The 23,861-nt window shown below is 48.3% G+C and carries 20 protein-coding genes; 10 read left to right on the top strand and 10 right to left on the bottom strand.

Going from position 1 to position 23,861, the window contains the following annotated elements; translation table 11 throughout:
• Position 1: 1 nt before the first annotated feature.
• The 7 genes from QFZ51_RS12350 to QFZ51_RS12320 form a co-directional block, all read right to left on the bottom strand.
• Positions 2–766, bottom strand: coding sequence for an SDR family NAD(P)-dependent oxidoreductase (locus QFZ51_RS12350; RefSeq protein WP_429046190.1), 765 nt, complete (start codon positions 764–766; stop codon positions 2–4).
• 94 nt (positions 767–860) lie between these two features.
• Positions 861–2,657, bottom strand: coding sequence for a TlpA family protein disulfide reductase (locus QFZ51_RS12345; protein WP_429046188.1), 1,797 nt, complete (start codon positions 2,655–2,657; stop codon positions 861–863).
• Between the two features lie 11 nt (positions 2,658–2,668).
• On the bottom strand, positions 2,669–4,072 hold the full coding sequence (locus tag QFZ51_RS12340; protein WP_429046187.1) for a RagB/SusD family nutrient uptake outer membrane protein: 1,404 nt from the start codon (positions 4,070–4,072) through the stop codon (positions 2,669–2,671).
• A gap of 39 nt (positions 4,073–4,111) precedes the next feature.
• Positions 4,112–7,324 carry a TonB-dependent receptor gene (locus tag QFZ51_RS12335; RefSeq protein WP_429046185.1) on the bottom strand — a complete coding sequence of 1,071 codons (3,213 nt, stop codon included), beginning with the start codon at positions 7,322–7,324 and terminating at the stop codon, positions 4,112–4,114.
• A gap of 258 nt (positions 7,325–7,582) precedes the next feature.
• Positions 7,583–8,770, bottom strand: coding sequence for a FecR family protein (locus tag QFZ51_RS12330; protein ID WP_429046183.1), 1,188 nt, complete (start codon positions 8,768–8,770; stop codon positions 7,583–7,585).
• Positions 8,771–8,850: 80 nt separating this feature from the next.
• Complete coding sequence (locus QFZ51_RS12325) at positions 8,851–9,486, bottom strand: RNA polymerase sigma factor (protein ID WP_429046181.1); 636 nt, start codon at positions 9,484–9,486, stop codon at positions 8,851–8,853.
• A 95-nt stretch (positions 9,487–9,581) separates the two neighbouring features.
• A complete protein-coding gene (locus QFZ51_RS12320) occupies positions 9,582–10,211 on the bottom strand; it encodes a helix-turn-helix transcriptional regulator (RefSeq protein WP_429046179.1) in 630 nt (209 codons plus the stop codon).
• Positions 10,212–10,487: 276 nt separating this feature from the next.
• On the opposite strand from QFZ51_RS12320, the gene QFZ51_RS12315 reads away from it, so the two are divergent.
• The 8 genes from QFZ51_RS12315 to QFZ51_RS12280 all read left to right on the top strand — a co-directional run bounded on the left by QFZ51_RS12315 (position 10,488) and on the right by QFZ51_RS12280 (position 18,943).
• Positions 10,488–11,054, top strand: a complete 567-nt coding sequence (locus QFZ51_RS12315; RefSeq protein ID WP_429046177.1) for an NADPH-dependent FMN reductase — start codon at positions 10,488–10,490, stop codon at positions 11,052–11,054.
• A 217-nt stretch (positions 11,055–11,271) separates the two neighbouring features.
• Positions 11,272–13,014, top strand: a complete 1,743-nt coding sequence (locus QFZ51_RS12310) for an ABC transporter ATP-binding protein (protein WP_429046175.1) — start codon at positions 11,272–11,274, stop codon at positions 13,012–13,014.
• Positions 12,998–14,761, top strand: coding sequence for an ABC transporter ATP-binding protein (locus tag QFZ51_RS12305; protein WP_429046174.1), 1,764 nt, complete (start codon positions 12,998–13,000; stop codon positions 14,759–14,761). The genes QFZ51_RS12310 and QFZ51_RS12305 overlap by 17 nt, the downstream gene beginning before the upstream one ends.
• Before the next feature lie 45 nt (positions 14,762–14,806).
• Complete coding sequence (locus QFZ51_RS12300) at positions 14,807–15,019, top strand: hypothetical protein (RefSeq protein ID WP_079468513.1); 213 nt, start codon at positions 14,807–14,809, stop codon at positions 15,017–15,019.
• Positions 15,020–15,134: 115 nt separating this feature from the next.
• A complete protein-coding gene (locus QFZ51_RS12295; RefSeq protein ID WP_370911578.1) occupies positions 15,135–15,719 on the top strand; it encodes a TetR/AcrR family transcriptional regulator in 585 nt (194 codons plus the stop codon).
• 71 nt (positions 15,720–15,790) lie between these two features.
• The gene (locus tag QFZ51_RS12290) at positions 15,791–16,999 is read left to right on the top strand and encodes an MFS transporter (RefSeq protein WP_429046172.1); all 1,209 of its coding nucleotides are present in this window, start codon (positions 15,791–15,793) and stop codon (positions 16,997–16,999) included.
• A gap of 5 nt (positions 17,000–17,004) precedes the next feature.
• Complete coding sequence (locus QFZ51_RS12285) at positions 17,005–17,802, top strand: PhzF family phenazine biosynthesis protein (protein WP_429046170.1); 798 nt, start codon at positions 17,005–17,007, stop codon at positions 17,800–17,802.
• Positions 17,803–17,806: 4 nt separating this feature from the next.
• Positions 17,807–18,943, top strand: coding sequence for a serine hydrolase domain-containing protein (locus QFZ51_RS12280; protein WP_429046168.1), 1,137 nt, complete (start codon positions 17,807–17,809; stop codon positions 18,941–18,943).
• Here the strand turns inward: QFZ51_RS12280 and QFZ51_RS12275 are convergent.
• Positions 18,902–20,020 (bottom strand): redoxin family protein, encoded by a 1,119-nt coding sequence (locus tag QFZ51_RS12275; protein WP_429046166.1) that lies wholly within the window; start codon positions 20,018–20,020, stop codon positions 18,902–18,904. The two genes, QFZ51_RS12280 and QFZ51_RS12275, sit on opposite strands and share 42 nt — an antisense overlap.
• A gap of 87 nt (positions 20,021–20,107) precedes the next feature.
• Positions 20,108–20,947 carry a ThuA domain-containing protein gene (locus QFZ51_RS12270; RefSeq protein ID WP_429046165.1) on the bottom strand — a complete coding sequence of 280 codons (840 nt, stop codon included), beginning with the start codon at positions 20,945–20,947 and terminating at the stop codon, positions 20,108–20,110.
• A gap of 325 nt (positions 20,948–21,272) precedes the next feature.
• Here QFZ51_RS12270 and QFZ51_RS12265 point away from each other — a divergent pair, with 325 nt between their 5' ends.
• Positions 21,273–22,538, top strand: a complete 1,266-nt coding sequence (locus QFZ51_RS12265) for a glycoside hydrolase family 71/99-like protein (protein ID WP_429046164.1) — start codon at positions 21,273–21,275, stop codon at positions 22,536–22,538.
• Between the two features lie 93 nt (positions 22,539–22,631).
• On the opposite strand, the gene QFZ51_RS12260 is transcribed toward QFZ51_RS12265, so the two are convergent.
• Positions 22,632–23,021, bottom strand: coding sequence for a hypothetical protein (locus tag QFZ51_RS12260; protein WP_429046162.1), 390 nt, complete (start codon positions 23,019–23,021; stop codon positions 22,632–22,634).
• A gap of 155 nt (positions 23,022–23,176) precedes the next feature.
• On the opposite strand from QFZ51_RS12260, the gene QFZ51_RS12255 reads away from it, so the two are divergent.
• Positions 23,177–23,848: a response regulator transcription factor gene (locus tag QFZ51_RS12255; protein ID WP_429046160.1), complete on the top strand. Its 672-nt coding sequence runs from the start codon at positions 23,177–23,179 to the stop codon at positions 23,846–23,848.
• Positions 23,849–23,861: the final 13 nt, after the last annotated feature.

Raw genomic sequence — 23,861 nt, 5'->3', positions numbered from 1 at the left:
ATTACAGGAACATGCCTCCGGAAGCTTCAATACGTTGTGCGGTGATCCATCGGGCTTCTTCGGTACACAGGAAGGCTACCACGCCCCCAATATCGTCCGGTACGCCGGTGCGACCAAGGGCGGTATGGGCCGAAATGTATTCAATTGCCTGTGGCGCATGTTCAAAAACGGATTTTGTAAAATCTGTTTCAATGATGCCGGGGGCCACTACGTTGGCAGTAATGCCGCGTGTGCCCACTTCTTTGGCCAGGTACCTGGTAAACACTTCTATGGCGCCTTTCATGGAAGCGTAGGCGGCATATCCGGGTGTGGCAAACCGCGCCAGGCCGGTCGACAAATTAATGATACGACCATTGTTATTAATAAAAGGTAATGCTTTCTGTGTGAGGAAGTATACGCCCTTTAAGTGCACCTGATACAGCTCATCAAAATCTTCTTCCGTAGTATCGGGGATGAGGGAGCTTCTGTCGATGCCCGCATTGTTTACCAGGAAATCGAATTTGCCTTCGCCGGTGTTTTCCTGCAGGTGCGCCGCAACTGTTGCCAGGAATCCATCGAACGATTTTGTGTCGCCGGTATCCAGCTGGTAGGCGATAGCTTTTTGCCCGATAGCCTGGATTTCTGCTACTACTTTGTCGGCCTCCGCCTGGTTGCTTCTGTAAGTGAGGATGATATCGTGCCCGCTTTTAGCGAGTTGTAAAGACATATTCTTACCTAATCCGCGACTGCCACCAGTAACCAGGGCTATTTTGTTTTTTGTTGCCATTTTGTTTTATTTTTTTTGATAAGACAAATTTCCGGGAATCTTTCCGGCTGGTTATGGTGACTACTTAAGTATTTAATGGTACCCGTTTAAGTATTTAGTCGTTTAACAGGATCTCCAGCTGTTGCTTCAGCTTTTCTTCCACTTCCGGTCCTTCAAAGCCGATGTTGCTGAAAATGATGTTCCCTTCTTTGTTGATGAGATAGGAAGCGGGAATGATGTTAAACCGGAACTTATCTCCTATGGCCGGGTCGGTATTATAATACACCGGGAAGGAATATTTTTTATTACCGCTCCAGCCCTGCGCGTCGGCTAAGGTGTTGCGGGCGCCGCTGTTGGCAATCATAAAAACCACATCGGGGTGTTGTTTATATTGATCGTACAATTTCTGCAGGTAGGGCATTTCCTGCATGCAGGGTACACACCAGGTGGCCCAAAAGTCGATCAGTATGATCTTGCCTTTCAGTGAAGCGGCAGATACCGGCTGACCTTTCATATCCACAAAGGAGCTGAGTGGCGGGGCGGGACGGTTGATCCGTTGTTTCTTTACTTTTTCTATCAGTATTTTTTTCCGGAACTCCTGCAGCTGGTTCAGTTGAGCGGTATTATTGGTTTGCTGGTAATATGTTTCCGCGTTGTCGAGTGTTTCTTTATCTGCATAATAATCCACGGCTTGTTCCATGTGTTTGTCTGCCGCTGCCAGGCGTCCCTGTTTCATATCGATGAGGCCCAGTACAGATGCCAGATGCCGGCTGGCTTTATTATACACCGCATTACGCGTACTATCGTCTGCATACGGATAGATGTATCCCGTTTCCGGGAAATGACGGATCACGCCTACCGGGTAGCTGCGTACGCTGTCTAACGCCAGTTGTGCGTACCGGCGTGCGGTATCCAGCGAGAGGTTATTATCCAGCAGTGTTTGCGCAATCTGTTGCCAGGTGATCACCTTGTAAGGATTTTCCTTTTCGGTGGTCATAAAACGGGCATGATATAATGCTTTGTTACTGTCTTTTCTTACAGCATAATATTGAAGCAGGACATCGTGCATTTCTGTGAAAGATTCCCTGTTTTCCGGGGTTTCCTTTTTCAGTTCGTTTTCAAAGAAGGTGATCTGCCGGGCTGTGTCTTTTCCTTTCGCCACGATGCCGGTCATGATATCCCGGCCCAGTGCGGATTCCGGGTAGCGTCCCATCACTACGCGCCGGATAGAATCCAGCCGGGAGTTTTCGCCGATGATCAGGTAGCCCATGGTTACCTTATTCATGTTGCCGGGAGTTGTGGGCGCGCTGTTAAATTTGTCTGCAATCACCTGGTGTGCCTGTGCCCTGAACTTTTCTTTTTCTTTGGCGTTGGTGGCCTTGTTCATTTCGTAGGTAAGCAGGCGCAGTTTTGCTTCGTAGTTGTCCGGGTAACGTTTCAGTTCTTCTTTATAAAGCGCGGCCTGTTTATCGGCCAGTAGAGGGGACTTGCCCATTTGCGCACTAAGACTGTAAGCCTTGTACAGCGCCATATCTTTTACCGGCACTTTGTTTTTATACACCGCTACTTCGTAGTGCCGGTCTTTTGCCGGCTTATCCACAGCATCGCCGCTTTCCAGGTAAAAGGTAGCGAAGGTGGTGTAGTCGGCCAGTACAAAAGAGGTGGTCCATTTATTCCCGGTACGCTGCATGTTCATGCGCCATGCAAGGTTGTAAAAGTTGGAATAGGAAAACACGAGGGTGACCGGCGCAGCGGTGACCGGAATCCCTGCCCCCGGCGCAGCGGGATCGTAAGTGACCGTAACGGTTTGACCACGTTCCGGGTATTCCGGGCTGATCACTACCCTTTGTTGGGCATATATTTTACCGGCTGCCAGGGCAGCCAGTAAAAATATGATAACTAATTTCTTCATATCAGCAATGGTTATTTGTACCCTTCGTTCTGGGTAAGGTTAACATTGGTTCTGATGGCATCAGAAGGAATCGGGTAAAGGGTATCGGTAGATTGCCAGTTGGCGCCTTTAATCGGTCCCAGCACCGCATCCGACCTTTTGGTACGTTTCAGGTCAAACCAACGGTGGCCCCACTCTGCAAACAATTCCACTTTTCGTTCCTGCTCCACTGCCAGCAGCAGGGCGGGTTGTGCGAGGGAAGCAGACAAACCGGGTAAACCTGCGCGTTGACGGATAGCATCCAGGTCGGCGCGGCCATCGTCCAGTTTTCCTTGCTGGATGCGGGCTTCCGCGCGGATGAGATACTGTTCTGCAAGACGCATTACCATGGAGTATTCGGTAACGCCGCTGGTACTCGTTCTTATTTTGTATTTATAAGGGAAGTAAACACTGGTACCCGCAGTGGTTTTGTAGTAAACGATCCATTTGGTAAACCGCTGATCATTCGGTTCGTATTTTCTGATCAGGTTGATGGTATCCAGCCGGAATACCGCTGTACCAAAGAGGCCCGTGGTGGGGTTAATAGCCGGGGTAGAAGTAAATCCTTCCCAGGTGTTGCGGCCACCCACTACATTAAGTGGCTGCAGCTGCCAGATCGCTTCATTGCTATTAGCCAGGAACACTTTGTTCAGATCAGTTACCAATGAATAACGACCATTATCGATGACCAACGATGCAGTAGTTTCTGCCAGTGCCCAGTTTTGGTTATACAGGTACACCCTTGCCAGTAATGCGTTGGCTACGGATTTATCCGGGCGTATATGCTGCCCCGTAGGATAATCATCTCCCATTAATGCCACTGCTGCTTTAAGATCCGTGATAATCCCATTATATACTTCCGCACGTGGTGCGCGTGGTTTTACACCGTTAACTTTATAGTCTGTGCCGGTGATCAGGGGCACATCTCCATACATATTTACCAGGTAAAAATAACAGAAAGCGCGCATGAACAGGGACTCTCCCATTAACTGGTTCTTTACGGCAGGCGTTAATGCGGATGCGGTGGAAAGTCCTTCTACGCAAGCATTTGTCTGGTAGATATAACTGTAAAGATCCGCAAACATACTCTGTACGTACTGGCTGCTGGGCAATAACCTGTTCTCTTTAAAAACATCATAATTGGCGAAGGAAGAGTAATAGGCCATATCATCTGCCTGCATTGCGGTGAGGTAGTTAATGAGCACATTTGCAAACTGGTAGTTGAACGAGTACATACTGCCATATAAACCGGTAACAGCGGCCGTAGCAGTTTTATCATCTGTAAATACCAGTCCGGATACCAGCTCGTTCTTTGGTAACGGCGTATCCACATACTTGCTGCAGGAGCTGCTGCTGAAAAGGAGAACACCGATTAAAAATATATGAATTCGTTTCATGGTAAATCTTTTTATTATCTGCAAAACAGGAATATTTCTTTATAAAGCAAATTGTAACCCGATGGTATACGCTTTTAATGGCGGCATTACCATGCCCTGGGTTTCAGGATCAAGACCTTTATAGTTGGTAAAGGTGAGCAGGTTTTGCGCTAACGCATAAACGCTGATGTTATTGACTTTCCAACGTTTGGTATATTTCGACAGGTCATATCTCACCGAAACATTTTTCAGGCGGATATAAGAAGCGTCGCCCCAACTGGCGGTAGAGAGGCTGTAGTTCCTGTAGTTAGCCGTTCCTGCGGAAGTAGTAGCGCCGGGTACATTCGTGTTATCGCCTTTATTCTTCCAGCGGTCCAGCGCACGCAGGTCCTGGTTGGCGAACGAGCCGATGGCAGGACTACTGTATCCATAGCCGATTTGCGGGCCTTCCTGTTTTACAAACTGCAGCAGGAAATCAAGGCTGAAACCTTTATAGGTAACGCTGTTTTGTAACCCGCCGTAGTAGGCCGGCATTGTTTTACCCAGTGTTACATAGTCGTCATACTCTGCCGGATCCGTAGTAGTGCCGCTGTTGCTGTAGAACTGCGCCAATCCTGTTTCAGGATCGATTCCCATGAACTTATATCCTCTTACAATAGTTAATGATTGTCCTACCACATATATATCTTTGTAAATAGAGCCTTCAATACCCGGATACGATTTCAATTCATTTTTACTTACCGTCAGGTTTAAGGATGATTTCCAGGTAAAGCCGGGTCGCTGAATATTAATAGTATTCACTTCAAATTCCCATCCGCTGTTAAGCACGGATGCCGGGAAGTTGGCGGTGATAGACGGAAAGCCTACCTGTGGTGGTAGCTGATCCTCCACCAGTTGATTACCGGATATGTTATGATAATAGTTGGTATTAAACAGAATCCTGTCTTTCAGGAATCCCAGTTCCAGTCCAATTTCCTTTTTGCGGTTTTCCTCCCATTTATACAATGGATTGGCTAAGCGGGAAGGTGTTAGTCCGGATACCCCATCATAAGGATAAGGATTGGAGGTCCAGCTGTCGAGGTACTTGTAATTTCCTATGTTATCGTTGCCAGTAACGCCGATGCTTGCACGAAGTTTACCAAAGCTGAGGAAACCCACATCTTTCATAAAACCTTCTTTGGTAAATATCCAGGCGGCTCCTATGGCGCCGAAGTTACCGAAGCGGTTGCCGGGGCCAAAGCGGGTGGAGCCATCACGGCGATAGGTGGCATTCACTAAATATTTTCCTTCCCAGTTGTAATTGATCCTGCCGAAAACGGATGTGTAACGGTAAAAGGCGTACTGTGATGGATTAGGGATGACGAGACTGGCCGCCTGTTGATCTTCCAGCAGCGCATCACTGGAAAAGCCGGTTGCTTTTACGGACTGTCCCTGGGTAATGGTTTGTTGCCAGGTGCCGCCCACCATTACCTGCAGTTCACCTTTTGCGATGGTTTTGTTATAATCTATCTGTGGTTCAATGATGTAAGATCCAATGTCGGAAGTACCAAAATATGACATGCTCCCGGTGGAAGTAATCGGGTTAAAGGTGGCATCCGGATATACCTGCACCTGCCTCATATTGGATTTGTTGTAACCCAGGCTGGTTTTCAGATTCAATCCCGGGAGGATGGTATACCTGATGGTACTGTTAGCCACCAGGTTATTGGTATTTATTTCAGACCGGCGCAACAGGTATGCCTGTGGATTTTGCGCATTTCCAAACCAATAGTATTTACCGGTAGAATCATACAGCGGATAATTGGGAGACATGTTGAAGAAGGTAGTGAGATCACTTGCCAGCGAATTATCTTTATTGGCCGAATAATTCACAGAGGTGCTGATGTTAAACTTTCCATCGGTGCTGTTATGATTTAAATTAAAATGGCCTGCGCCTCTCTGGTAGCCGAGGCTTCCGGGCATTACTGTTGATTCCTTATGATAAGTGCCGCTTAACATAAACTGTGTTTGTTCACTGCCGCCGGACACAGAGCCTTGTGCTTCCGTAGTGTGACCGGTACCGCCGATCATGAACTTTTGCCAGTCGGTGGTTTGATGCTGATCCCAAAGGGTGAGGTCTGGTGCAATATCCTCGTCGTATGGTTTATTATCATTTTTATAGGCTTCTTTACGCATGGCAATGTACTCCGGCGTATTCAGCATTTTTACGGTATTAACTACTTTATTGGCGCCCGTATATACGTTGAAGTTAGCCTGTGTTCTGCCTGATTTACCTCTTTTGGTGGTGATGAGCACCACGCCGTTAGCACCTCTGGAACCGTAGATGGCAGTAGCATCTGCATCTTTCAGCACATCGATACGTTCAATATCTGAAGGATTGATGGTAGCCAGCGGGCTTTGATTACCGTTGGCAGAAGTAAACTGGTTCAGCGGATCAGAATAAAAGGGTACACCATCAATGATGTACAGCGGATCGTTTGGGCGGCCAACAGAACTTTGTCCTCTTATCACTACTTTAAAGCTGGATCCGGGTAACCCATTAGAAGATGATATCAACATACCGGCCATCCGGCCCTGCATCGCGGCCAGCGGGTCCATTACCGGCTGTGAAGCGATGTCTTCCGCCTTTAAGCTGGATACCGATCCGGTGTTATTGCGTTTGCTGGTGGTGCCGTAGCCAATCACCACGGTTTCGTCCAGGCTGCTGGCGCGTTGGCGAAGGAACAGCTGTAATGGGCCATAGTTCCCGATACGAACAGTATATGGTTCGTAGCCGACGTAGGTTAACACCAGTTCATCGCCGGGACCTGCTGCGAGAGAGAAATGTCCGTTTTCATCCGTGATGGTACCAATATTAGAGCCTTTCACCTTGATGGTTACCCCGATAAGCAGGTTACCTGCGGCATCTTTCACCACACCCGTCACCGGTTGCTGAGTGGCTTCCGGTGCGGTGCTGATGTTGTTGCTGCCTGCGGGCAGCGCTTTCTTTTTGATGAAAATTGTTTTGTCTTTGATCGTATAATCCAGTGGCTGGCCTTTAAAGATTTCCGTAAGGAAGTCTGCCAGCCTGGTGTTTTCCGCCTTGATGGTAACCGGTTTCACGGTGCGCAGCAAGTCCCGGTCGTAAAAGAACAGGTAGCCGGTTTGCTGTTTTACGGAGGTAAACACCTCTTCCATCGGCGCGTTTTTCACCGATACAGACACTGTTTGACCGAAGGCACCCGCAGATACTTTCAATGTCGCCACAATCATGAGAACAATCGTTAATCTCATAGTAAGTGCAATTTTGGTTGGGGAAAGTCCAGGCATAGAAAGGACTTTACCATAATAATTCAATTGCATAGATTTGCATTTGTTAGGATGGATAATCAGTATTCAAGTATGTACAAGCTTAGTGCTACTATCATCCGGACATATTCGCCGGGGGTGGGTCCAATCACCTCCGGTTTTTTTATCCGTATAGCGGCATTACAATCTCTGAAGTTGGTGGTGCATAAATGTTCAGTTGACAATAGCTAAAAAATAAACCCATTATGGTTCCACGATAATGCTGCGTCCCTGCAGGCGGAAATGGATACCGGTACTTTGCAGTCCTTCCAAAACATCCGACAGTGGCAGATTACGTTGAATTTCCCCTTGGAACCGGCGGGCAGGGATATTACCTGCATAAACAATTGTTACATCATACCATCTGGCCAGCTGACGCATCACGGTGGGGATGTCTGCATCGCGGAAATTAAATTCTTCCTTTTTCCAGGCGAGTATCGCAGCTGTATCTGCATGCGCTACGATATCGATATTTCCAGGACTTTTTACCAATGCCTGCTGACCGGGTAATAATACCCTGGAATTGTTGCCTGCATTTACTTTTACGGCTCCTTGTATAAGGGTCGTTTTGATGCCTGGTTCATCTGTATAGGCGTTGATATTAAAACTGGTGCCTAATACTTCTATGTTGGTTTGGTGGCCCACTTTTACCTGAAAAGGCATTTTCGCCATGGCAGCCACTTCAAAATAAACTTCTCCTTTTATCTCCACTTCCCTTTTCCCCTGCTGGAATGCAGTGGGGAAAGTAATTGAGGAAGCTGCATTCAGCCATACCCTGGTACCATCCGGCAGCGTGAGGCGGAACTGTCCGCCTCTTGGCGTAGCCAGTGTGTTCAGCGTAGTTTGTGCAGAATAATCCTGCGCGTTGTATTGCAGCTGACCATTATTCAGGTGAATAAGGGCACCCTGTTGTGTGATCACGCGGTTACCGTTGCTATCCAGCGGTATTACCGAACCATCTGCCAGTGTTAACGTGGCTTTGCTGGTACCCGGCATAATAGACGTGGTGGAAAGGGCCGTTACCGGGGCAGGCGGGGCGGAAGGGCGAAGAAAATATAAGCCTGCACCCAATAACAGCAAAACAGCCGCAGCAGCGGTCCACCAGCGATACAACGGGCGTACCGGCACATTATCTTTTACCGGGAAATGCTTTGCACTGAAAGTGTTCCAGCCGGCAGTAACATCAAATTTCTCGTATTGCAACAATTTATCACGGAGTATATCCGGGTCGGTCATCTGTTCAAAAAAAAGACGGTTCTCCGCGGAGGCATCACACCAGGTCCGCAGCTCTTCGGCTTCGGCGGCTGTCAGTATACCCTGCTGATAACGGCCTATCAGCCAGGCTATCCGCTGCAATAATGGATTTGTTTCACTGTTTTGATCTATTTCCAACTCACCTCTTTTACTATAGAAACAATAAGAAACTACTTTCGATTAAATAAATCTGAAAAAAATTTTACGGGCTAACAGGATCAGTAATAATTATAATAATATTTGAGAAGGGTAATATAGATGCCCAGTAAGGGCAGTATGTTCTTTTTAATGAGACTGCTCCTGATAAGTTTAAGCGCCCGGAGCTTTTGCGCCCTCACCGTATTGTAGGAGATTTGCAGGGAGGTGGCTATTTCTTCATTCTTTCTTCCTTCAAGATAGCTCATCTTAAAAATCCGCCGGCATTGGGTGGGCAGATGTTCTATTTCCCGGTACAACTGCTGAATGATTTCCGTTTCGGTGAGTACCGGATCAAATCCGGCTATTTCCGTGGTGACCTGTTCTTCCTGTAAATAAGAAAATTCTTTTTCCTTTACATTAAGCCGCTCCCTGCTTTTCAAAAAATTGAGGCAGGCATTTTTGGTGGCGATAAAAAGAAAGGCTTTTATGTTGGCGGCAGATTTGAAGTCGCCGCGTTTATCCCAGAGCTTTGAAAAGGTTTCCTGCACGAGGTCTTCCGCCTCCTGTGCGTCCGCAACAATGGTAAAGGCAAAATAACATAATGCTTTGTAATGCTGGTTAAAAATGAATTGGAAAGCGGATTGTTCTCCACCAGCGAACTTTTGCAGTAAAATATGCTCCTTGTTTGAATACTCCTCTATCATCCCTGGAAACACCCTCCTGGCAATATAAACGATGATTTATCGGTATAAAAATACCGATAAAAGCTGATTTATTTATAGATAGGGGGAAAATATAGTAAAGATCAGCATCATTTCCCCGTGATCCTGTATACACATCTCCGCTGCCCTCCCAGTATATGTTCCAGCCGCTCCACTTTCGCATGCTTTCCAAGTATCCGTGTAAACATCTCGTGTTCCGACTGGCAGAAGCGGCTGCAGCAGCTGGCCGCGGCCTGAATGGGACAATGATTTTCCACGAGGAGATAACTGTTTCCTTCGTTGATATATTCGGCCATGTATCCTTCACGGTTACGGATATCCGCTAATATACTTACACGGCTTTCCAGGCTGGTGATGCCTTTCAGCTCTTCCTGGTATTTTTCGAGGGTGCTTTGGGCTGTGGCGTCGAGCACTTCGTCCATCACACCAGAGGGAAGTGTTTTATTCATATTACACAGGAGCCGCAATGCCAGGTCCTGGTGCCGGTCGGGGAAACGCGCGTTGCCCGCCTCCGTGAGCGACCAGATCTGTTTGGGTCTGCCCCTGCCTTTGGCTTCGGTGGTGGCCTGCACCAATCCTTCATTTGCCAGTTTGAGCAACTGAAACCGCGCGCCCTCCATCGTTACTTTCAGCTCCTCTGCCAACTTACACAGGGGTTGTGGCCCTTGTGTTTTCAGTATCCATACCGCCCGCTCATTATCGGCAAAGTTATTATTCATAATAAACAAAGTGTTTATTTGGTTTATTCAGCAAAGATACTATCTTTGTTCCATAAAGAAAACGACTAGTTGGATACGCAACGCGGGCATAGACTTCCGCGGGTTTATACCTGTGCGGTGCGCAAACACAGGTATGAAAAAGCGGCATACTGCGCTCCCATATACCAGCCGGCAGGGCCCTCCGGCTGGTAACAACCAAACAATGCAATAACCGGTTACTGCTGAAACATCATTTTCAGTACAGGTAGCTGCATGTCTTCACAAAAAATAAAAACAATGAGAATAGCCATATTAATCGGAAGCATCCGGCAGGGCAGGCAATCACAGAAAATTGCCCATTACCTGCAAAAGCAATTAGAGGGCAAGGGATTGGAAACCGATCTCATAGACCTGGCCGAAAACCCGCTGCCCATGCTGGAAGAACGGGTAGGCGTACATCCCCAGCTGCCACAGGTTGTAAAAGAACTGAGCCAGCGCCTGCACGCCGCAGACGCCCTGATATTTGTTACACCGGAATACCACGGCAGTTTTTCCGGCGTACTGAAAAACGCCCTGGATTATTTTTACAGCGAATTTTCCAGGAAAGCCATCGGTATTGTTACAGTGAGTGCAGGAAAACTGGGCGGCATCAACGCAGCTACACAACTGCAACAGGTGATCCTCAGCGTAGGCGCTTACGCACTGCCGGTAAAACTGCTGGTGCCGGAAGTGTACGGCGCATTCAATGATACACACGACCTAACCAGCGAGCATACGCTCAAATCAGCAGCCAGGTTTATGGATGAATTTTATTGGCTGGCCAGCGCCATCTACGAAAAAAAGAAGGCGGCTGTCACTATTTAAATCAAAAGCCAGCGCATCTCCCAACGGGCAGGGACGTGCGCTGGTTCTTCTTTCCTTCTCCACCCCACTCCTTCTCCGGATACCTCACCGGAATGCGTTCCCTAAACCGCTAAAAAAACAATATCTTGTTGAGATATTTATACAATATTTGCGGAGCGGATCCGTCCTCATGTGGAAACCTTTAAAAGCCGCGTCCTGCTAAACATACCAGTTAAAAATGAAACAAGAAGAGGGTAGTAAAAAGAAAGAAGCCGGTGTATTCAGTCTCCTGCAACCATATATGGGTATGGTTAGCCTGCTGATCCTGTTTACACTGGTGAGCAATGGCCTCAACCTGTGGTTGCCCAAAATTATCGGAAACGGCATCGACAGCTACGAACATGGCACCTTCCAGCTGAATACGCTGGTCATAAAATTTATGGTGGCGGTCATCATCATCCTGGTGTTTACCTATCTGCAGAACATCATACAAACCTATGTATCTGAAAAAGTGGCGCGTAACCTGCGCACTAAAATATCAGATAAAATATCCGGTCAGAGTTACGCATGGGTGGAACAAGCCAACCCCTCGCGGCTGCTCACCAACCTGATTGCCGATGTGGATTCTATCAAGCTGTTTGTTTCCCAGGCCATCGTTTCACTGGTATCTTCCTTATTTATTATTATAGGCGCCAGCATCCTGCTGCTGACCATCAACTGGGAACTGGCATTGGCTGTGATTGCCACGCTGCCGGTAATAGGCGTTACCTTTTTCCTGGTACTGCGTAAAGTGAGATCCCTGTTCATCAAGAGCCGGGAAGTAATGGACTGGCTGAATAAAGTGATCAACGAAAGTATACTCGGCGCAGCGCTGATCCGCGTGATCAACTCGCAGCAACTGGAATACCAGAAATTCCTGGACGCCAACGGTAAAGCGATGGACTTCGGGTTATCCATCATAAAACTTTTCGCAGGACTGATCCCGGTGATTACGTTTACCGCCGGCATTGCCAACCTGATCATCCTGGCGCTGGGCGGACATTTCGTTATCACCGGCAGTATGAGCCTGGGCGATTTTGCGGCGTTCAGCAGTTATCTCGCCCTTCTGATCTTTCCGATACTGGTCATCGGTTTTATGAGCAATATTATTGCACAGGCCACTGCCTCCTATCAAAGGATCAGTGCCGTGATCAATATGCCCGACATTATGCCCGCAGGTTCTCTGACGGCACCTGTTAAGGGAGATATTGAATTTCAGCAGGTGAATGTTAACTACGGTCAGAAACCAGTGCTCAAAGATATTTCCTTCTCCATAAAAGCCGGATCAAAAGTAGCCATCATCGGGCCTACTGCTGCAGGTAAAACGCAGCTGCTTTACCTGCTCACAGGGTTAATCAAACCTACCTCCGGCGCGGTGCTGGTAGATGGGCGCCCGGTAGCAGATTATAACAGCGAATCCTTTCACAGCCAGGTTGGCTTTGTATTCCAGGACAGTATCATTTTTAATATGAGCGTCCGGGAAAATATTGCGTTCAACGAAACCGTTACGGAAGCAGCCATGGAAAAGGCATTGCACACCGCCGAACTAAAGGAATTTACCGAAGCGCTCCCCGAAAAACTGGATACCATTGTTTCAGAAAGAGGTGCCAGTCTTTCCGGCGGACAAAAACAACGTATCATGCTGGCGCGCGCGCTGGCCATTAACCCGAAGATCCTCCTGCTGGATGATTTCACCGCCCGTGTAGATACCAATACAGAAAAAAAGATCCTGGCAAACGTACAGGTGGAATACCCGGGCATCACACTCCTGTCTGTAACACAGAAAATTTCTTCAGTAACGCATTACGATCAGATCATCCTGCTCATGCAGGGCGAAATTATCGCCACCGGCGGACATGAAGAACTTCTCCATACCAGCCCCGAGTACGTGCAGATCTTTAATTCCCAACAAAGCACCAGCAACTATGAATTACAATCTTAATAAGTTTACGGAGAAGGAGCAGAAGATATCCAACTACTCCGCATTCAGGAATTTGCTGAAGCTGATTTCCCACGAAAGAAGAAACCTGGCAGTGGCTTTAACCGCCATCCTGCTGAATTCTATACTCAACCTGCTCGGGCCCTTCTTAATCGGTTATACCATCGATCACTATGTGCAGCATAAGCAATACCACGGCGTACTGATCTTTTCAGGCATCCTGCTGGGCATTTACCTGATGGCGCTGTTCACCAGTTACTTCCAGACAAAGCTCATGGGCGGCGTTGGTCAGCGTACCTTATTTACCCTCCGGAATGCTATTTTTAGTAAGATACAGCAACTGCCCGTAGCCTTCTTTAACCAGAATAAAGCAGGAGACCTTATTTCCCGCGTAAATAATGATACGGATAAACTCAACCAGTTTTTTTCACAATCGCTGATGCAGTTTATTGGTAACATTTCTACTATGATCGGCGCCGGTATCTTCCTGCTGATCATCAATTACAAGATCGGCATTGCCGCACTGGCGCCTGGTTTGCTGATACTCCTCTTTACAAGGGTATTATCTCCCTGGGTAAAAAGAAAAAATGCAGCCAACCTGAAAACGGTGGGTAATATGAGTGCAGAAATTCAGGAAAGTCTCAGCAACTTCAAAGTAATTGTAGCCTTTAACCGCCGCGATTATTTCCGCCAACGCTTCCAGGATGCCAATGAAAAAAACTACCAGAGCGCCATTGGCACCGGGCTTGCCAACAATGTGTTCCTCCCTTTTTATGCCATGTGCGCCAGTATTGCACAATTGCTGGTATTAACCGGCGGTATCTACCTGATCACCCAGGGAGAATTTAGTATAGGCCTGCTCGTTAGTTACCTGGCATATGCCACTTATTTCTATAATCCGTTAAGGCAACTGGCTACATTGTGGGCCAACTTCCAGGTGGCGATGGCTGGCTGGGACCGGATCTCCGAAATACTCGGACTGGAAACGGATCTTGTTACAGTGAATGCCGGCAAGGATTACAGCGACTCATCAGCATTACTGGAGTTCCGGAATGTACATTTTGGCTACCCCGAAGGCAGGGAAATATTACATAACATCAGCCTGTCGCTGGAGAAAGGGAAAACCTATGCTTTAGTAGGACCAACCGGCGGCGGCAAAACCACCACGGCATCACTCATTGCGCGTTTGTATGATCCTACGCAGGGGATGGTATTACTGAATGGAAGGGATATCCGCAGTTATGATGCCGATGAACGTTCCCGGAAAATAGGTTTCATTTTGCAGGAACCTTTCCTGTTTACCGGCACCGTGAAAGAAAACATCCTGTACGGCAACCCGGCATATAAAGATTTTTCCAACGAACAGCTTACAGAAGTGATCAGGGAAGCTAACCTGGAAAAACTGCTGGCCATTTTTGAAAACGGGCTGGAAACAAAAGTGCTTTCCGGCGGAGATGGTGTGAGCCTGGGACAAAAACAACTGATTGCTTTTATGAGGGCAGTATTGCGTAAACCCGATCTCCTTATCCTGGATGAGGCCACCGCCAATATTGACACCGTTACCGAACAGTTGCTGGGAGAAATCCTGGAAAAGCTGCCGGAAAATACTACGCGGGTAATCATTGCGCACCGGTTGAATACCATTGAAAATGCCGATGAGATCTTTTTTGTGAATTCGGGAGAAGTAACCAGGGCAGGGTCTTTACAAAACGCGATGGAAAAATTACTGCATGGGGTAAGAATGAGCTGATCCGTGATTTTACCCAAAATCCGGAATTTTTGTTATATTCACTACATGTCAAAATTCAAAGATGTAGTGGTAACACTATCAAAAAAACACCCCCAGACCGCAGAACCGGTGCAGGCCGGACACACGTTTGTGATAGGCGTATTAGGCAAGAAAACTGCCTTTTACGAAATTTCAACGGAGCAGTTAAACAATCTTCATAATGATGATCTGCAAAGAGAATTGTTTCAGCTGCTTCACCCACAAACTCCGCATCACTAACCGGTATATTTTCCACACAAAAGATTAACCTGCGTATTCCGCAGGTTTTTTTATGCCGGAAAAATTTTGTACTATTTGGTAAAGAATATATCTTTGTCATGTAAAAGAGAGAGATATGTCAGGCAGACCGAAAATATTTGACGACGGGGAAGTGCTCAGCAAAGCGGCTGAAATCTTCTGGCGCCAGGGATATGAGGCTACTTCCACGGAAGACCTGCTCGCTGCTATGGGCATAGGTAAGGGCAGCTTTTACCTGGCTTTTAAAGGGGGTAAAAAAGAGCTGTATGAAAAGGCGCTGGCGCAACATAGTGATCAGGCGATTGCACAGTTCAGAAGAGAACTGGACGCCGCCGTGGATCCGGTGGATTACATCCGGGAATTTTTCCGCAGGGTAGCGCAAAGCACCAAAACCAGGCACCAGAAAGGTTGCATCTTCGGCAACGCAGTAGCAGAGCTTTCCAACGTGGAAAACCCTATGATGAAAAGGGCCGCCACTCACCTGCAGGGACTGGAAGCATTATTCCTGGATGCACTGCTGCGCGGAAAACAAAAAGGCACCCTGCACTCCAAACTGCCGCCCCCACTGCTGGCCCGCCTGCTCCTCAATAACTGGAACGGACTTGGTATTACCCGGCGGATTTACCCGGATAACGAAGCTCTCTCCGAACTGATAGAAACACAATTAAAAATACTCGGTTAACCAGGGGGACATCGTATCCCCTTTTTTATGATCTATTTTGTACCATACAGTACAAAACACATAATTCACTCATGGAAAAATTCACCCGGTTTACCGCGCTGCTTTTTGCGGTGGCCTGCGGCCTCGCCGTTGCCAATGTTTATTATGCCCAGCCCTTGCTGAACACAATGGGAAACGATCTTCATATTCCGTCACGCTCACTGGGCATCATTGTTACCATTACGCAAACAGGGTATGCGCTCGGGCTTCTCCTACTATTACCGTTGGGCGATCTGTTCAACCGCCGCAAACTGATTGTAACCCAACTGCTACTGGCAGTGGCTGCATTGCTTACCGTAGCGTGGTCGCCGGCCAAACTGCCTTTCCTCGGTGGCATTGCAGCCGTAGGATTGCTGGCGGTAGTTACGCAAACACTGGTGGCCTATGCCGCCACACTGGCCGCCCCGGCAGAACGGGGGCGTATTGTGGGCTTGGTGACCAGCGGCGTAGTATTGGGTATCCTGCTCGCCCGCACCGTTTCCGGCGCCCTTGCAGACATCGCCGGCTGGCGCTCGGTATACTTTTTTTCCGCTGCATTAATGCTTCTCACCGCCGGTGTCCTTTACCGCGTATTGCCCGTTCACGACCCGCAGAAAGCCAATACCAGCTACCCGCAATTGCTGCTGTCTGTATTCCGGTTATTCCTGGAAGAACCCATTCTTAGGGTACGCGCTATTCTTGCCTTCTTCATCTTCGCAGCCTTCAGCGTGTTGTGGTCGTCGCTGGTATTACCACTTAGTGCGCCACCGTATTCCTTTCCGGCTACCGCGATTGGCATGTTTGGTTTAATCGGGGTGGCAGGTGCATTAGGAGCCGCCCGTGCAGGTAAACTGGCGGACCGTGGCCACGGCCAGCGCACCACCGGCGCCGCCTTGTTGTTACTGCTGGTTTCATGGCTCCCGCTCGGCTTTGCCACCTATTCGCTGACAGCACTTATTGCCGGTATCATCCTGTTGGACCTGGCCATCCAGGCGGTGCACGTTACCAACCAGAGTATGCTGTACAACATCAGACCGGAATCACGCAACCGCATGGTAGCGGGCTACATGCTTTTTTATTCCATCGGCAGCGGCGTGGGAAGCATTGCCGCCACTACTATATATGCCTTCGCCGGATGGATAGCCGTATGCATACTCGGCGCCGCTATCAGCGCCACAGGACTGCTCTTCTGGGCATGCACCCTCCCCCGGAAGATACACGCTCAAAAAAGCAATACCTTTACGGTACAACACCAAAACTGATTTCCATGCCGCATATACCCATTTACCAGGTAGATGCTTTCACCAATGAACTGTTCGGCGGAAACCCCGCAGCAGTATGTCTCCTGGAAGCATGGCTGCCAACAGATACCTTGCAGAAAATTGCGGCGGAAAATTTTCTGCCCGAAACCGCGTTCTTTATTCCCACCGGTCAACAGGGACACTATGAGCTCCGGTGGTTCACGCCCGAAATAGAAATGGACCTCTGCGGACATGCCACACTGGCCAGCGCACATGTGCTGTTCAATCACCTCGGATGGGATATGCACCAACTCACTTTTCATACGCAAAGCGGACCGCTTACCGTTTCCAAACACAACGATCTGCTCACCCTTAACTTCCCGTCAAGGCCCCCAGTACCCGCATCCCTTCCTCCGGAAATACTCAAAGGAATGGGCGTATACCCCATGGAAGTGCTGAAAGCAAGGGATTATATCCTCGTGTATCACGATGAAGAAATTGTACGCAACCTGCATCCGGATAAGGCCATCCTCGACCAGATCAACCTCGACCCCGGCGGCATTATTGTTACGGCAAAAGGAAAGCAAGTGGACTTTGTATCACGTTTCTTCACCCCACAGGCCAGCATCTTTGAAGATCCTGTTACCGGCTCTGCACATTGCTCGCTCATCCCCTTCTGGAGCCGGCAGCTGGATAAGAAAGAAATGATCGCCCTGCAGGTATCCCCCAGAACAGGAAAGCTTTACTGCGTGGATGCCGGCGAACGCGTATTGATAGGCGGTACCTGCAAGACTTACCTGGAAGGAAATATTTTTGTACCTTAATTTTATGAGATATACCCGTATACTGCTGTTATGCCTGCTGGCAGTGAATACCGCTGCCGCACAACCCCTCCCGCAGATAGACAGCACCGTACATGCTTTCATGAATCGCTACCACGTGCCGGGAATGGCGGTTGCAGTAACTTACAAAGGCAAACTGGTATATACCGGCAACTACGGTTATGCAGATACCACACAACATATCCCCGTAAATTCCCAACACCTGTTCCGCATTGCCAGCGTATCGAAATGTATAACGGCCACGGCTATATTAAAATTGGCAGAAGCAAAAAAGCTGTCGCTGAACGACCATGTATTTGGCCCCAATGCTTTATTGGGCACGGCTTACGGCACACCGCCCTACCGGGAAGACCTGAAAAATATCACGGTACGGCAGTTGCTTGAACATACCTCCGGCGGCTGGACCAACAACGGTACCGATCCCATGTTCAGCCATCCGCACATGAGCGCCGCCCAGCTGATTTCGTGGACTATTGATCATCAGCCACTGGACAATATTCCCGGAACAGTATACGCCTATTCCAATTTCGGGTACTGTATCCTCGGCCGTATAATTGAAAAAGTATCCGGTATGCCGTATGAAGCGTATGTAAAAAAAGCAGTGCTGCTACCCTGTGGCATCACAGCCATGCAAACAGGCGGCAATACCCTGGCAGAGCGGAAACCAAATGAGGTAGTATACTACGGCCAGCATGGCGAACAACCATACATCTATAACATTACCCGCATGGATGCGCATGGAGGATGGATAGCCAGCGCTGCCGACCTTGCACGCCTGCTCGTTCATGTAGATGGCTTCGCATTACCTCCGGACATACTCACTGCAAAGTCTGTCACTGCTATGACTACCGGCTCGGAAGCCAACCCCGGTTACGCCCTGGGATGGGCTGTAAATCCTTATCACAACTGGTGGCACTCCGGCTCCCTGCCCGGCACTGCCAGCGAAGTAATACGCGCACAAAAAGGATTCAACTGGGTGATGCTTTGCAACACGCGTACCGACAGCAGCTTCTTCAACGACCTGGATGGATTGCTGTGGAAGGCAGTGAACGATCCCGCCACAAAATGGCCGGACACCGATCTATTTAAACATGGGGCCGATCATGCGGTTATGAAAAATTAACTTTCGAAGCGCCACAGGATCAATTTCTCCCTGTTGCGCATATACGATCTTTCCACCGGGCTCCACTAAAATAGTATACGGCAATGCGCCCTGCCATTTGGGGTCAACAGCTTCAATCAATTCATATTTACTTTTCCCGCTGAAAAGATAATTTTTCCCGGAAGAATGCTTCTTCTGTAAAAACTGTAATACCTTATCTTTCTTCTCCGGTTCATCTGCACTAACACTTACAAACTCAAAATCACGCTCACTAAACGTTTTGGCCAGGATAATAAACTCCGGGAACTCCGCCACGCAAGGCACACACCACGTAGCCCAGATATTAATAAGCCGCAGATTGGAAGAAGTATTTTTCAGCAGCTCCTTAATACCGTCCACCGACACCGTATCCAGGTTCACCGGTTCTTTCGCCCAGGCCTGCGTTGCTTTTTCCACGCTGCCACTTTTATCTTTCCACTTCACAGAACAACCAAATACTTTGGTGACCGCTACCGGCACCTCCCGCTGCTGCAACAAGGCATCAATAGCATTCCGTGCATCCATCGACCCTGGCTTCTTTGCAGGATTCTCCATATCATCAATCCTTCCCTGGTAACGCAGCTTCCTGTCTTTATCAAAAATGAAAATGTGCGGCGTTGCAATAGGACCATAGCCCCGTGAAACTATCTCGCTGTCACCATCATACAAATAAGGAAAGTTGAACTGCTTGTCTTTTGCGCGCTGTTTCATATCATCGAAAGAATCCCCAAGATCCGTGTATCCCAGCTCATCATACCGCAACCCCTCCGCGTTGTTAGGCATAATCGCCACCAGCTCCACACCTTTGCCGGCATAGTCTGAGGTGAGTTGTTTTATCCTGTCTTCATACGCCTGCGCAGTAGGACAATGATTACAGGTAAAAACCACTGCCAGTACCTTCGCCCTGGAAAAGGAAGACAATGAATAATTTTTCCCGTCTGTAGCCGGCAGCGTAAAATCCGGTGCAGCCGCGCCAATGGGAAGTGGCTGTGCGTTTAAAAGCAACGGCAGCAGGAGCAAACAATACAGCATACCGCTGATAAGAAATTTTTTCTCCATTTTATATGGTTTATTTTTTCTTATAACCCACCCAAAGAAAGGCTCTTCCTACGCAGCAGCTAAAGTTACTAAAACTTCCACATCCTGTTATTTACCGGCTGCCCAGAAAATAGCGTTCTGTAACAATTGCAGGTATGCCGGGTTATCCAGCAACCCGGGGCCATGCCCCATGAAAATATAGATATTCCTGGCTTTATAATGTTCATTGGTCCATACCACCGGATGATCGCCCATCTTCCTGTCAGAAGCAGGCACATAGGAGCTTTCATCCACACTGGCCAGCACATGCACCTGCGGGCGGGGGCTTTTATTGTAGGTATACCATTCTTCTTTATTAATAATAAAGGGAGATGTAATGCCCTTCATCACCGGGTGCTTTTTATCTTCCACTACTACCTTCCCGTTGGCAAACTCAGGAATATAGTTCGTGAACCGGATGCCGCCCATAAATGCCGAAAACCAATCCCACATAGGAAAGCCGTCGAATTCACCGAGCAGAGTGGCGTGATGTAACCCGATCCAGCCGCCGCGGCCCTCTTGAATATATCGCTCAAATGCTGCTGCAGCTGCAGGCTTCCATCCATAAGGCGGATAGTCGAGCTGGATAAAAAGCCGGAACTGCTTTAAATAGTCATCATTAATCGCATCAGTGTTGTTGATATAGGTAAGGGTAAATTGTTTCTTCGCTGCGAGGCTGTCCAGCCATACCCTGGCTGCTTTTGAAAACGCCACATGGTGGCCGCCGCCTTCATACAGCACCAACGCTGCAAAGGCAGGCTTGCTGCGGTTGGTATCTGAAGTGCTGCGGCATTCGCGCGTGGCTATTCCACCGCAAATATCCCGGGCACTGCTTGCATCATTTGCAAAAATCATCAACAGCCATACAGTAACAACGCGGAATAGTAATCTGTTTGTTTTTACGGGCATAAAACATTGGGTTGCGTATACAGAAAGATAAATATTATTCCGCCATGCTGTTCGCACGACAAATAAAAGATACTGCTAAATACCGCGATTCCCCTTCGTCAATTTGCCGTTTTCGGAAATTAATCCGGTAAATAGGCCATTAATGCCCGCAATTAATGCTTTGTTAACGCTCCTGTTAGTCCTTCCCGCTTTACTTGCATCTTATTCCGGGGAATATCACCGGGATACACAACTAAGGTGAATGCAAAACCTTTGGAGAATCCGGGCAAGCCGGGTTCTCCTCTTTTTAAAAGCAGGTTCCACGTTAATAACAAACAGTATATATATGAAGCGTATCTTACTAGCTTTCCTCCTCCTGCTGAGCATACCCGCCCAGGCACAATTGAAACACAGCAGGGAATCACAGTACCCAACTTATCATGGACTGGTGATGGCCGGCTACCAGGGATGGTTCCGGGCCGAAGGTGATGGCTCCGGCGCCCGGCGCTTTTCCTATGGCGATGAAACCCGCAGCGGAATAGACATGTGGCCCGATGTAAGCGAATATGAAAAAACATACGCCACACCTTTTAAGCTCGCCAACGGCCAGCCCGCACGTTTCTTCAGTTCTTACGACAAAAGCACCGTAGACATTCACTTCAAGTGGATGCAGCAGTATGGGGTTGACGGCGTTTTCATGCAACGCTTTTTTAATAATGCCAAACGCCGCGACAGCGTCTCTTCCGTTGTCCTGAAAAATGCCTTCGCAGCAGCTTCGAAATATAAAAGGGCCATCGCCGTGATGTATGACCTTTCCGGGTTAAGTGCCACAGGGGAGGATTGTTCCGCTATTATTGAAGACTGGAAGTACCTGGTGGATCAGCTGAAAGTAACCAACCAGCCCGGCGCCAAAACTTATTTGCAGCAAAACGGCAAACCGGTAGTAGCCATCTGGGGAATTGGCTTTCCTGACCGCCCGTATAATCTCCGTAATATTGGCCTCGAAAGGCTCATCGATTTCCTGAAAAATGACCCGGTGTATGGCGGCTGTGCCATTATGCTGGGCGTACCCACCGCCTGGCGCACTTTGAACGCCGACTGCCTCCCTGATCCTTACCTGCATACCATCATCAAACAAGCCGACCTGGTGCTGCCCTGGACGGTACAACGGTATTCCCCGCTGCTTCACAATGATATGGACCGCTACCGCGATAACCTCATCGACGACCTGGCCTGGTGCCGCGCCAACCACCTGGAATATGTGCCCTGCGTATATCCCGGCTTTAGCTGGCACAACCTCAGTCGTTATGAATTCCCGGACGATATAAAACCCGTGGGCTCTATTCCCCGCCAGGGCGGACGTTTTTACTGGCAGCAAATTTCTACCGCCTTAACTGCCGGCGCCAGCATGCTGTATGTGGCCATGTTTGATGAAGTAAATGAAGCCACTGCGATATTTAAAGGAAGCGATCAGCCTCCCGTAAGCAGCACCACGCCGTTTATCAACTTAGATGGGAAGCCTTCAGATCATTATCTCTGGCTAACCGGCGAAGCCGCCAGCATGTTGCGCAATGAAAAGCCATTGAGTGTAAAGATGCCTGAAAGAAAATAATACCGGAAATGGGCTGAATAAAAACGTCCCGGCAGTAATGTACTGCCGGGACGTTTTTATTCAGCCATATTATAAGTGTATAAAATATATATTTTATCCCCATACCTGGACAGCCAGGTGCTTTCCTTTTGCGAGCAAATAAACGCCTCCGAAATAGGAAGCAATACCAACCGTGATGAAAACCACCATCATCCATATGAGCCGGCGTTTGTTTTCTTTCTTTCTCTCGTTCCGGTTCAGCACAATTTGCTCCACTTCGAGCCACCTCCTGCCAGGATCCCCGCTGGTATAACGCTCTGTGAGCCGGCCCGTTCTCATCATCTGACGGTACATTGCTGCCACTGATTTCGCATTGGGAATATGGTCCATCAGGGCACACAACTCCCTCGTGTCATCATCTGAAACCTTTCGTTGTGTGATGGCTGCTTCCGGCAACTTTTTCAGTAATAGCCTATCTGCCACCATTTTAAAATAAGTACTCATAAGAATGCCTGAATGAATGGTTTGATATCGGTATTGTATTTACGAAATACAGGAGTACATAGTTTTCATTCCTGCCAAAAAATGATGAAAAACCCGTATGGGATTGCAGAATGCTGCTACAGAATTCCTTTAGGAATTATACCTACTTTTAGCCTATGAAAGTGCTGATTATAGAAGATGAACCGGCTCTCAGGGCCAGTATACAGGAATACCTGGAACACCAGGGATATATCTGTGAACTGGCAGCAGATTTTCCACAGGCCATTGATAAGGTCAATGAATTTGACTACGACTGCATAGTGGCAGACATCGGCCTGCCAAAAGGCAGCGGCCTGGACGTGGTAAAGGAACTGAAACTGCTGGAGTCCAAAGCCGGCATCATTATCATTTCTGCCAAAGACTCCCTGGAAGATAAACTTAACGGCCTAGAACTCGGTGCAGATGACTATCTCACCAAACCATTTCATCTCTCAGAACTCAATGCACGGGTAAATGCCATCTTACGCCGGAAAAACTTTGACGGCAATACCACCGTCAACTTCCAGGAAATCACCATAAAACCCGCCTCCAAAACAGTGCTGGTTCATCATAAATCCCTTACCCTCACCGGGAAAGAATACCAGCTGCTGCTGTATTTTATTGCCAATCAACACCGGGTAGTCACCAAATCCGCCCTGGCAGGACATCTTTGGGGCGATGAATATGACCAGGCCGGCTCCTATGATTTTATTTATACCCATATTAAAAATCTCCGGAAAAAAATGCTGGAAGCAGGCGGCGAAGATTATATCAAAACAGTATACGGAACCGGTTACCGCTTCGGATAACATCCCTTAAAAG

This window comes from Chitinophaga sp. W3I9 (assembly GCF_050434025.1).
In the GTDB taxonomy this organism is placed as follows: Bacteria; Bacteroidota; Bacteroidia; order Chitinophagales; family Chitinophagaceae; genus Chitinophaga.
The sequence above is the reverse complement of the archived record's forward strand: the minus strand, read 5'-3'. Positions and strand labels throughout refer to the sequence as shown.